Annotated in this window: 8 protein-coding genes; all 8 read left to right on the top strand. The window is 55.6% G+C overall.

The window, feature by feature from the left end; translation table 11 throughout:
* Window positions 1-1,915 (top strand): dynamin family protein (locus QMG93_RS32460; protein ID WP_309299715.1); only part of this gene is annotated, 1,915 nt, incomplete at its 5' end.
* 412 nt (window positions 1,916-2,327) lie between these two features.
* Window positions 2,328-4,166, top strand: coding sequence for an ABC transporter ATP-binding protein (locus tag QMG93_RS32465; RefSeq protein WP_281943961.1), 1,839 nt, complete (start codon window positions 2,328-2,330; stop codon window positions 4,164-4,166).
* Window positions 4,167-4,216: 50 nt separating this feature from the next.
* Window positions 4,217-6,013: an ABC transporter ATP-binding protein gene (locus tag QMG93_RS32470; RefSeq protein WP_281944017.1), complete on the top strand. Its 1,797-nt coding sequence runs from the start codon at window positions 4,217-4,219 to the stop codon at window positions 6,011-6,013.
* A 115-nt stretch (window positions 6,014-6,128) separates the two neighbouring features.
* Window positions 6,129-6,896, top strand: a complete 768-nt coding sequence (locus QMG93_RS32475) for a sugar phosphate isomerase/epimerase family protein (RefSeq protein WP_281943962.1) — start codon at window positions 6,129-6,131, stop codon at window positions 6,894-6,896.
* A 165-nt stretch (window positions 6,897-7,061) separates the two neighbouring features.
* Window positions 7,062-8,486 (top strand): M23 family metallopeptidase, encoded by a 1,425-nt coding sequence (locus tag QMG93_RS32480; RefSeq protein WP_281943963.1) that lies wholly within the window; start codon window positions 7,062-7,064, stop codon window positions 8,484-8,486.
* Between the two features lie 171 nt (window positions 8,487-8,657).
* Window positions 8,658-9,593, top strand: coding sequence for a GDSL-type esterase/lipase family protein (locus QMG93_RS32485; RefSeq protein ID WP_281943964.1), 936 nt, complete (start codon window positions 8,658-8,660; stop codon window positions 9,591-9,593).
* A gap of 18 nt (window positions 9,594-9,611) precedes the next feature.
* A complete protein-coding gene (locus QMG93_RS32490) occupies window positions 9,612-10,589 on the top strand; it encodes an ABC transporter ATP-binding protein (RefSeq protein ID WP_281943965.1) in 978 nt (325 codons plus the stop codon).
* Window positions 10,582-11,574: an ABC transporter permease subunit gene (locus QMG93_RS32495; protein ID WP_251598221.1), complete on the top strand. Its 993-nt coding sequence runs from the start codon at window positions 10,582-10,584 to the stop codon at window positions 11,572-11,574. The genes QMG93_RS32490 and QMG93_RS32495 overlap by 8 nt, the downstream gene beginning before the upstream one ends.
* Window positions 11,575-11,625: the final 51 nt, after the last annotated feature.

Here is an 11,625-nt window from a genome sequence, read left to right on the forward strand (position 1 = left end):
CGCGGACGCGCTCGCCGCAGGCGGACACCGGCGGCGGCTGCACGAAGCCGCCGCGCGCCTGGGCGGCGCCGCGCAGGAGCTGGCCGGCGCCGCGGCGCTGCAAAGCATCCGCCGCTCGCTCGAAGAGAAGGCGGAGCGGCTGGCGAACAACCGCTTCACGATCGCGCTCTTCGGCGCGTTCAGCGCGGGTAAATCGTCGTTCGCCAACGCGCTGATCGGCGAACGGGTGCTGCCGGTATCGCCGAATCCGACGACCGCGGCGATCAACAAAATCATGCCGCCGGACCCGGAAGAGGGCTGGCCGCACGGCACGGCGAAAGTACGAATGAAAACGGCGGAAAGGCTGGCTTCCGATATCTTTTATTCGTTAGAAGTTTTGGGCGTAGCTGTAAATTCGATGGATAAGGCGCTGGCGGCGATTCATAAGCTGGCTGCCGATCAAGTTCCGGGCAAGGGCAAGCCGCATTACGCGTTTCTTAAAGCCGTCGAGAAAGGCTGGACGGAGATGAGCCCGCACCTGGGCCAAGAGCTGCGCGTCACGGCCGATGAGTTCGGCCGGTATGCTGCCGACGAGGCCAAATCGTGCTTCGTCGAGCTGATCGAGCTGTACTACGCGAACCCGCTTACCGAGCAGGGCGTCGTGCTGGTCGATACGCCGGGAGCGGATTCCATTAACGCGCGTCATACTGGCGTAGCGTTCGATTACATCAAAAACGCCGACGCGATTTTGTTCGTCACGTACTATAACCATGCGTTTTCCCATGCGGATAAAGAGTTTTTGCTGCAGCTCGGTCGCGTGAAAGACAGCTTCGAGCTGGATAAAATGTTCTTCATCGTCAATGCCGCCGACTTGGCTTCCTCGGCCGAAGAGCTGGAAGGGGTCGTCAAGCACGTCGAAACGAACCTGCTCCAGCATGGCATCCGGCATCCGCGAATTTATCCGCTGTCGAGCTACTACGCGCTGGAAGGGAAAATCCAGGAGGACCGGGAAACGGTCGAGCAATCGGGCATTTTGCGCTTCGAGCGGGAGTTCGTCCGCTTTACGTTTGCGGAGCTGACCGAGATGGCTGTCCGGGCGGGCGATGCGGATATCCGCCGCGCGGCCGACGTGCTCCAGCGCTGGATGGACAGCGCCCGCGCGGATGCTTCCGAGCGCCGCCGCCAGGCCGAAGTGCTGCGTACGTCGCTTGCCGAAGCCCAGAAGCGGCTTGCCGCCCCCGACACGGACGCGGAAGCCCGCGAGCTGTCTAAGGAAATTCAGGAGCTGCTGTACTATGTCAAGCAGCGCACGTCCTACCGTTTCGGCGATCTGTTCAATACGGCCTTCAACCCGGCCGTATTTCGCGACGACCGCCGCGATTCGAAAACGGTCATGCAGTCTGCTTGGGAGGATCTGAGACGTATGCTGTCCTTCGATTTGAACCAGGAAGTGCTGGCGACCACGCTGCGGATCGAGAACAAAATCAATCGTATGGCGGGCGACGCCTCGAAAAACTGGTCGGAGGCCGTCCGGACCGGAGGAATTCCGTCCTTCGAAGCCCCGGGCTTCGAGCCGTTTAAGCTGAAGACGCCTGAGTTGAACGCGATGTTAGAGGCCGCAGACGTACAGTCGAAGTGGCTGGCAGGCTTCTTTAAAAATGCGAAGCAGTTCTTCGAAGGCGACGGGAAAGCGGAGCTGCGCCGGGAGCTGGAAGCCCGATTGAACGCGCCAATGACGCGCTTTGCCGATACGCAAGCGGCCTTCTTGGAGGAAGCCTACGCAGAACAGCTGCGTAGCGTGATGCAGGAACTGGCGGCAAGACTCCGACAGGCGCTGGAGGAGCACGGCGAAGGGCTGCTGGAAGCGCTAGAGATGAAGATTGACTTGAACGAGCTTCAGGCGAAGCACAGCAAATTGTTGAATTTTATTGGATGAAATGACGATATTTTTAGGGGAATGCGTCTCCTTTTGGTTAAGTGTCAAACGGTTAATCCGAGGTTGTCCGATGGCGGGCGACCTCGTTTTTTTGTTTTCATGAAAGGGCTTTCATTTCGACGATTTCGTACTATTCAGGAGAAATAGTAGCGCTGCGCTTCCATATTGTGACGATTTGAAGGAATACTCTGGGAAAATCAAGATTATGGGGCAACCCGTATTTGCCGCCCCTTGGGGATGATGCTACACTTCTTCTCATAGCTGAAACGCTTTCGGAGCCATCATTCCGCTTCGAAAGCCATTTTTGCTTTTGCGGCTCTAGCGCCGTATTCCATGAGAAAAAAATGTATCGGCAGAGGCTTTGCGCGGAAAGGAAGCGCTCTCGCAGCAAAGCCGGAGAAGGAGGAGCTCCATGGAAGTATTTAAGCAGCTGAAGGAGTTTTACTGGTCGGAACGAAGGTTTCTGTACGCCTCGATCGCTTGCTTGATGACGGCAACGGCGCTGGGACTCGTGTACCCGAATCTGCTTCGGTATTTGATCGACGAAGTGATTTCGAAAGGGCAGTTCTCGGCCGTCCCGTACTTGGCGCTTCTCGTGGCCGGCGTGATGATCGTCAAGGCGACCTTTCAGTTTTTGCACGGCGCGACCAGTGCGCGGCTCGGCAACCAGACCGCATTCAACCTGCGGGCCGCCCTTTACCGGAAGCTGCAGTACTTGTCGTTTCAGTATTACGACAAAGCGCGCACAGGAGATTTGATGTCGCGCCTCACGGCCGATCTGCAAGCTGTACGGGATTTTATCGGCTTCGGCTTCGTCCAGATTTTGAACGTGATCATGATGTTTGCTTTCGGCGTGATCATGATGGTGTCGATCAATTGGCAGCTGACGCTCCTCACCATGATTTGCATGCCGTTCCTCGTCTATACGGCGATCCGATTCGAGGGAAAAATTCATCCGGCGTTTCGGTCGATCCGTCAATCGATGAGCAGCATGACGACCTCCGTGCAGGAGAACATCACCGGGGTACGGACGGTCAAGTCGTTCGCGAGAGAGCCGCATGAAATCGACAAATTTTCCGAACGCAACGGAAACTATAAGGAAAACAACGTGTTGACCGCAGGCATTTGGGCAAAATATTTTCCTCTGATGGAGCTGTTCGCCAACCTGAGCGTGGTCATTCTGCTCGGCGTCGGCGGCTGGATGGTGATGAACGAAAGCATTTCGCTCGGAGAGCTTGTCGCCTTCTTCAGCTTGATCTGGTATATCATCGGCCCGATGTGGGGCATCGGCTTTCATATCAACAACTTCACGCAATCGAAAGCGGCCGGTGAACGGCTGCTCGAAGTACTGCATCAATACGAGCACGTGAAAAATAAAGAGAATGCAGTCGTTTTGCAGCCAGACCTGGTGCAGGGCCACGTCCGGTTCGACAACGTGACCTTCGCGTATACGGATAAGCAGCCGGCGCTCACCGATTTCAATCTGGATGCGCCTGCGGGCTCGGTCATCGGCCTGCTAGGCGGTACAGGCTCCGGAAAATCGACGGTCATTCAGCTGCTTTTGCGGGCCTACAATGTGAAGGAAGGCCGGATTACGCTCGATGGAACGGACATTCGCGATATTACGCTGGAAAGTTTGCGCAGTCAAATGGCAATCGTTTTTCAGGAGACGTTTCTGTTTTCTTCCAGCATCAAAGGCAATATCGCTTACGGCGTTGACGACGTGACCATGGAAGAGGTCACTCAGGCGGCGAAGCTGGCAAAAGCGCACGATTTCATCATGGAGCTGCCGATGGGCTACGATACGATCGTCGGCGAACGCGGTCTGGGCCTATCCGGCGGGCAAAAGCAGCGGATTGCGATTGCGCGGGCGCTGCTGAAAAATCCGAAAATTTTAATACTCGACGATGCCACGAGCGCGGTAGATATGGAAACCGAGCACGAAATTCAACGAGGCTTCGAAGAGGTGATGAAAGGCCGCACGACGTTTATTATCGCGCACCGTATCTCTTCGCTGAAGCATGCAGATGAAATTTTGGTGCTGGATGAGGGCCGGATCGTGCAGCGGGGCACCCACGCCGAGCTTATGAAACAGGAGGGGCCGTACCTCGAAACGTACAAAATTCAATTTGCCGATCAGCCGGAGGAGATCGATGCCGATGCCGGTACCGATGAACCGGCTCAGCATAACGAGTCGGCGGCGGAAGTGGCTGCTGCCTCTCAAGCCAACGTAAGGAGGTTTGCCCATTGAGCGGACAACGGAACCATTCATCCGGCGGTTCGAAGCCCGAAGGCGATGAACTGCTGAAATCCCGGTTCGTCTATCAAGACGATGAGGAGCTTGACAAAGGGTTCGACTGGGTTCAGGTCAAGCGCGTCGGCAAATATATGAAGCCGTATGCGAAGCAGATGGCGCCCGTCATCCTGATTATGATGGCCGTCGGCGCTCTGACGAAGCTGCTGAATCCGCTTCTGATCGCCTTTGCGATTGACAACGCGCTGAAGCAGAAGGACGGCAAGCTGCTCGCGCTTTGCGTAGGCGCCATGTTCGTGCTATATATCATTCAATGGCTCGCGAACAACTACCGGATCCGGTATACGAACGAGATCGGCCAGCGGATCATTTACGATTTGCGCCACGATTTGTTCAGCCATATTCAGCGGCTGTCGTTCCGCTTTTTCGACAAACGTCCGGCCGGCTCGATTCTCGTTCGCGTGACGAACTATGTGAATTCGCTTCAAGACTTGCTGACGAACGGCGCGGTCAACCTGATGATCGACTGTGTGCAGCTGATCGGCATCATCTTCATCCTATTATTTTACAATGTCAAGCTAGGCGCAGCGATTATTGTCACGGTTCCGATCATGTTCCTGATTTCGACACGGCTGCGAGTAAAAATTCGCCGCGCCTGGCAGGTCGTCCAGACGAAGACGTCGCGCATTAACGCGCATCTGAACGAATGCATCCAGGGCATCAAGGTGACGCAGGCGTTCACGCAGGAAAAGCAGAACATCGCATATTTCGAACAAATGAACCAGGATAACCATAAATCGTGGAATCGCGCATCGACCTTGAACCAGTCGTTTAACCCGATCATCGAGGTTACCGGAGCGGTCGGCTACTTTATTTTGTTCCTGCTTGGCGCTTATTTCATTCAAAGCGGGGAAATGACCGTCGGCTTGTTCGTAGCTTTCGCCTCTTACATCGGCAGCTTCTGGGAGCCGATCAACCGGCTCGGCCAAATGTATTCGCAGATGCTCATTGCGATGGCTTCGTCGGAACGGATCTTCGAATATATCGACGAGCAGCCGAACGTGGCGGAGAAGCCGTCTGCCCGGCCGCTGCCTACGATTCGCGGAGATATCGACTTCAAGCAGGTGGAGTTTGAATACGAGCCGGGACGGCACGCGCTGCAGCGGATCGATCTGAACGTGAAGGCCGGCCAATCGATTGCGCTTGTCGGTCATACCGGTTCGGGCAAAAGCACGATCATCAACCTGCTTTGCCGCTTTTATGATATAACGGGCGGCAGCATTGTCATCGACGGTCACGATATTCGCGACGTAACGATTCAAAGCTTGCGTTCGCAGATCGGGATCGTGCTTCAGGATACGTTTATTTTTTCCGGGACGATTCGCGACAACATCCGGTTCGGGCGGCTTGATGCGACCGACGAGGAGGTAGAGGCGGCGGCCAAGGCTGTCCGCGCTCACGAGTTTATCGTGAATTTGCCGAACGGCTACGATACCGAGGTGCAGGAGAGAGGGAACGTGCTGTCGATGGGACAGCGCCAGTTGCTTTCGTTTGCCCGGGCGCTTCTGGCGGACCCGCGCATCCTCATTCTGGATGAGGCGACGGCCAGCATCGATACGGAGACGGAGCTGAAAATTCAAGAAGCGCTCAAGACGCTGATGGCGGGACGCACGTCCTTCATTATCGCTCATCGGTTGTCGACGATTCGTCATGCCGATCATATTCTCGTCTTGGATCACGGACGAATTATGGAGCAGGGCAATCACGAGGAGCTGATGCGACATCAGGGCATTTATCACGGACTGATTCAAGCGCAGTACCGCTTTTTGAAAGAAACGGGTTAACAGATATTGGCCGGTGTGGTATGATTGTTAACGTTAACAATACCCACCGGAAGCGCATTTGTCAGGCATCGTCTGCTTTATGCGCTCTCCTTAAATCAAAGGAGCTGACATCGTTGTGAAAAACAAGTTTGCGGCACAATTGTATACGCTGCGTGACGAACTGGAGAAGAATTTTCCGGGCGTGCTGCGGGAGCTGAAACGGATGGGCTGGAGCGGTGTGCAAATTTCCGGTTTGCGGGGCTATACCGCCGAAGAAATCGCAGCCGTCCTCAAGGAGACGGGGCTTGGCACCGCCGGGATGCACGTTAGCTACGAAGCGCTGCAAAACGAGCTTGAAACGATTGTCGAGCAGGCCAAGCTGTTCGGTACACGCGACCTGATCTGCCCGTTCATCGCCGCCGATCTGCGCGGCGAAGAAGGGTACCGGGCGGTACGCGCCAAGCTGAACGAAGTGGCGGGGAAGCTCGCTCCGCTCGGCTTCCGGCTCAGCTACCACAACCATGCGTTCGAGTTCGAGACAACCGTGAACGGGGTATCCGCGCTCGAATATTTGCTTGAGCCGTCCAAGGACAACGCCGTGCTGGCCGAAGTCGACGTGTACTGGGTGAAAAAAGGCGGCCTCGATCCGGTGCCGTTTATCCGCCCTTATGCCGGCCGGATGCCGATCATTCACCTGAAGGACATGTCGAATGACGAGCGTCAGACATTTGCCGAAGTGGGTACGGGCGTCATCGACTTCATCCCGATTCTGCAGTGGGGCGAAGCAAACGGTATCGAATGGTACGCGGTGGAGCAGGACGTTTGTCCGGGCAACCCGCTGGATAGTCTGCAAATCAGCTTAACCAACCTGCATCGTATGGCCGATCAACTGGCGTCCAAGTAAGCGGATCGTCGATGTTACGACTGCCCTCGTCGTTTTTGCGCAAGCCGAAACGTCGGGGGTTTTTTGTTTTTTTGTCTACTCGCCGTACCTCTGACATATACATGGGGAAGTAAACTTGTTCGCTGCCCCGAACATCGAAACGATCCGTTAAGGGAGGGAATGACGTTGAAAAAGCGCATTGTCACACCGGGCTTGCTGCTGCAGCTAGTGCAATGGGGAACGGCCTTTGCGGTCATCGTCGCCGTCTTGATCTCGGGCCGCTGGTTCGCAAAGGCGCAGCCGGTTTATCGGTTTGACGTGTTTTTGGACGATCATCATGTAGGGACGGTCAGTGACCCAGAGGTTGTAAAGAAATGGAAGGCAACCCGGTACGAAGAAGTAGAGCGGCAGTACGACCATGCGCGCGTCACGTCCAATCTGGAGCGGCTTCGGTTCGTTCGGTTCGAAGGAAACAAAATGTTCCAAGGCGCATACGACAATGATGCGGTGATCACCGCGCTGAACGATAAACTAATTTTTGCTTTTTTGGCCACGGAGATTAGGATTGATGGCACCACGGTCGGCGTTGTGAACGACGTCTTTACTGCCGCAGCCCTTCTGGATGAAGTGAAGGCGCCTTTCTTGAACGCATCCAAAGAGAAAGAGGTTGCAATCTTGTCGGAATCAGACGCCGGAACCCGGCCGAAGGTGAAAGTGACCGCCGAGTTTACCCAGGACGTGCAGCTGCTCGAAACGGCCGTCCCCCTAGGCAAGTTCGAGCCGGTTGAAGCGGTGCTGAACCGGATTTTAAGCGGCGCCGCCCAGCCTCTCTCGTATACGGTGCAGAAAGGGGATTGCCTCTCGTTAATTGCACAGAAGTTTCAAGTCGCTGCCGATGTGATCCGGGTAAATAACCCGCAGATCAAGAAGGATTTGATCCGCGTCGGGCAGACGCTTCAGCTTACGGTCAATGAGCCGCTTTTGTCGGTGAAAACGGTCGAGACGCGTACCGAGCAGGTTCGAATCGCGAGCGACATTGTTTACGAAAAAGACAGTGAGCTGCAGGCGGGCGTTATTCAGATCGTGACGAGCGGCAAGCCCGGCTGGAAGCAGGTGACCTACGAAGCCGTTCGCGTGAATGGCGAGCCCGCTAGTGAGTCGGTGGTCGACGAAACGATACTCGAATGGCCGGTACGGACGGTTGTGAAGCAAGGGACGAAAGTGATTCCCGGCGTGGGTACGGGCAAGTTCGCTCTGCCGGTGCTGCAGCCCAAAGTTACGAGCGAATTCGGGCTGCGTTGGGGGAAAAATCACAACGGTACGGATCTTGTCTCAGAGCAAAAGTCGATTATGGCCGCCGATCACGGCAAGGTGACGTATGCCGGCTGGAAATCCGGCTACGGCAACTGCATCGTCATCGATCACCAGAACGGGTACGAGACGCTGTACGGGCATCTTAGCAAAGTCGTAGTCCGCGAAGGGGACGGCGTCAAGAAAGGCGAAAAAATCGGCGTGATGGGCAGCACGGGAAACTCGACCGGCGTCCATCTGCATTTCGAGATCATCAAGAACGGGCAACAGCAAAATCCGCTTAAATATTTGAGTGCCTGAACCGCAGTTTGACGCTTTTCTTCGCATGTCGCTTGCCTCTGTTTACCCCTTCTTTAATCCTCCATCCTCCCCAAAGTTTGCAAATCGCGCGGCAAACCGCTACTCTAAAATGTATAGTTACTGAAGTGATCAGTCCTTGCAGGTGAAGCTGCTGAAACTGGGGGAGAACGCATGAAATCCACACGATGGTTGTGGCGGACCGTCGGCTTTGCCGCGATGTTATCGACGGTGCTATGCGCTGTCGGATTCGCCTATGGCATCAATCAGATTATTTTTCCGAAGCCCGCTGCGCGCGACGCAGCAGAAGCCCCGCAGCAGCCCGCTGCGAAACCGAAGACGGACAACTGGGAAGCGAAGGATCAGATCCGAATCGTGGCGCTAGGAGATTCGCTGAGCGCAGGCACCGGCGATTTGTCCGGCAAAGGCTATGTCGGCGACGTAAGGGACAAGCTGGAGAAGCAGCTAGGCAAGCCGGTGTTCGTCTATAATAATTTTGCGATTCCGGGCTATCGGACGGCCGATGTGCTCAAGGATTGGGACAAGAAAGCCGACATCGCCAAGTCGCTTGCCGATGCGGATCTGGTGCTGCTTACGATCGGGGGCAATGATTTGTTCCAAGGCGGCGCGGGCATCTTTAGTTCGGGCGACGGCAGTAACAGCACAACCGGGGCAGATTCTTCGAAGTCGCAGACGTCCCAAAGCATCCAAGGCGCCGAAGCGCCGAAAAGCACCCCAGGCTCGCCGGATCAGGAGGCCGGAGCGGGCTTTAACCCGAAAGCGGCGGCCGAGCGTATCCCGGACGCATTGAAGAGTCTGGAGCAAATTTTCGACCGGGTCAGCAAGGCGAGCCCGCATGCGCGAATTTTTTACGTCGGCCTGTACCATCCGTTCCTCGATCTGGACCCTCAGCGCGAAGGGGCTCCGGTCATTCAGCAGTGGAACGCGGCGGCGTTTGATTTGGCGAACCGGTACTCGAACATCACAGTGGTGCCGACGTACGATTTGTTCCAGCTGAATTTGAACAAGTATTTGTATACGGACCATTTTCATCCGAATCAGGACGGCTACGAACGGATCGCGGAGCGGATCGTCGAAACTTTGAAATAGCGGGGAGGACGGAAGCGCATGGCTCAGGCCGGAGAACAGCATCGGAAAGGCAGAGACGCGGACATTGTTCTGGCGGTCGATAACGTTAAGAAAATGATAGGCAAGCGGCTGATCATCAAAGGCATTTCGTTCGACGTGCGCGCCGGGGAAATCTTCGGCTTTCTCGGACCGAACGGCTCGGGAAAAACGACGACGATCCGCATGCTGGTGGACTTGATCAAGCCGACGGAAGGCTCGATCCGCATCTGCGGCTTCGACGTACAAAGGGAACATAACGAAGCACTGCAGTACGTCGGCTGTATCGTGGAAAATCCGGAGCTGTATTCGTACCTCAGTGGCTGGGAAAACCTGGAGCATTTTGCCCGCATGCTGCCGGGCGTGGGGGAGAATCGCATCCGCGAAGTGGTGGACATCGTCGGCATGGATGCGCGCATCCACGATAAAGTCAAGACGTACTCGCTGGGCATGCGGCAGCGTCTGGGCATCGCCCAAGCGCTTCTGAACGATCCGAAGCTGCTCATTTTGGACGAGCCGACCAACGGTCTCGATCCGCAAGGGATCAAGGAGCTGCGGGAATTTATCCGCCAATTGGCCGAGACCGGGCTCAGTCTGTTTATTTCCAGCCATCTGCTCAGCGAAATTCAGCAAATGTGTGACCGGGTTGCCATAATAAGCCACGGCGAGGTCATTACGGTCGGCGAGGTATCGTCGCTTGTGGACGAATCCGTCAGCACGGTCGTCTGGAGCGTGCTTCCCACGGAGACGGCGCTAAAAGTTCTGCAATCGCATCTGGAGGTTCAGTCGGTCTCATTCGCGGATGAGTCCGGAACGGAGACAGGGGTGCCACGGCTGGTTGCCCTGCAAAATCCGGAGGCGATTCCAGAGCTGTCGAGGCAGCTTATGGAAGCGGGCGTTGCGCTCCACGGCATCGAAATCAAGCTTCCGACTCTGGAAGATTTATTCCTGAAGCTGACGGAGGGTGAGCGCATTGGTTAGTTTGTATCCGCTGGTCAAGAACGAGTGCATCAAAATGATCAAAAAAAAGCGGCTGCTCGTCGTGCTGCTTATTTTGGCCGCGATCATTCCGATGTTCACGTATGCGCAGATGAAGGTGGCGGAGAGCAACCGGAAGCAGTTCGGAACGACCGACTGGCGGGTCGAGCAGCGGCAGAAGATTGTGGACTATACCCGCAGTCTCAGCAGCGGACGCGTGCCCGAGGAATGGAAGCAGTGGCGCCGCGTCGAAGTGAAGCTGGCCCAGTACTATCTGGATAAAGATGTGAATCCGGCCGAGCCGAACGGGGTAACCTTTACAAGAGAGTTTGTCAAAAATGCGGTAAATCTGTTCATTCCTCTCATGGTTATGGTCGTTGCTGCCGATATGGTATCCGGGGAGCATACGACAGGGACGATCAAGCTGCTGCTGACGCGACCGGTGCAGCGCTGGAAAATCCTCTTGAGCAAGCTGCTGAGCCTGATTTTGTTCACTTCGTTTATCGTTATTGCGACAGCCATTTTATGCTATCTTATTTCCGGCGTCGTGTTCGGCTACGGAGGCTGGGACATGCCGGTGTTCTTCGGGTTTCAGGCGAAGGGGACGGAAGTAGACTTTTCGTTCGTCCGTCCGGTGGACAATTGGCTGTACCTGATCATGGAATTGGGGCTTGTCTGGTATGCGGCGCTCGTCGTCGCGGTGATGACGCTGATGATCTCGGTGCTCGTGCGCAGCACGGCAGCGGGCATGGGCATCATGCTGGCGCTGCTCATCTCGGGCACGATCTTGACGAATATGGTCTCTTCCTGGGAGGCGGCCAAATATTTGTTCATGGTCAACTTGAACTTGACGACGTATCTCAGCGGGACGCTTCCGCCCATCAAAGGCATGGATTTGCCGTTCTCCTTGGCGGTGTTGACCGTATGGGGAATCGCGTCGGTGATCGTCTCGTTTGCGGTATTCACGAAAAAAGATGTATTGAACTAATCCGTTCAAATGTTATAATGTTGCGGAGACATAGGTGTTTTTAGGGAGGCT

The organism is Paenibacillus tyrphae (assembly GCF_027925525.1).
Classification (GTDB): domain Bacteria; phylum Bacillota; class Bacilli; order Paenibacillales; family NBRC-103111; genus Paenibacillus_G; species Paenibacillus_G tyrfis_B.

Coding starts and splice junctions, on each gene's coding strand:
- QMG93_RS32465 (WP_281943961.1), top strand. CDS start 2,328: ATGGAAGTATTTAAGCAGCTGAAGGAGTTTTACTGGTCGGAACGAAGG.
- QMG93_RS32490 (WP_281943965.1), top strand. CDS start 9,612: ATGGCTCAGGCCGGAGAACAGCATCGGAAAGGCAGAGACGCGGACATT.
- QMG93_RS32485 (WP_281943964.1), top strand. CDS start 8,658: ATGAAATCCACACGATGGTTGTGGCGGACCGTCGGCTTTGCCGCGATG.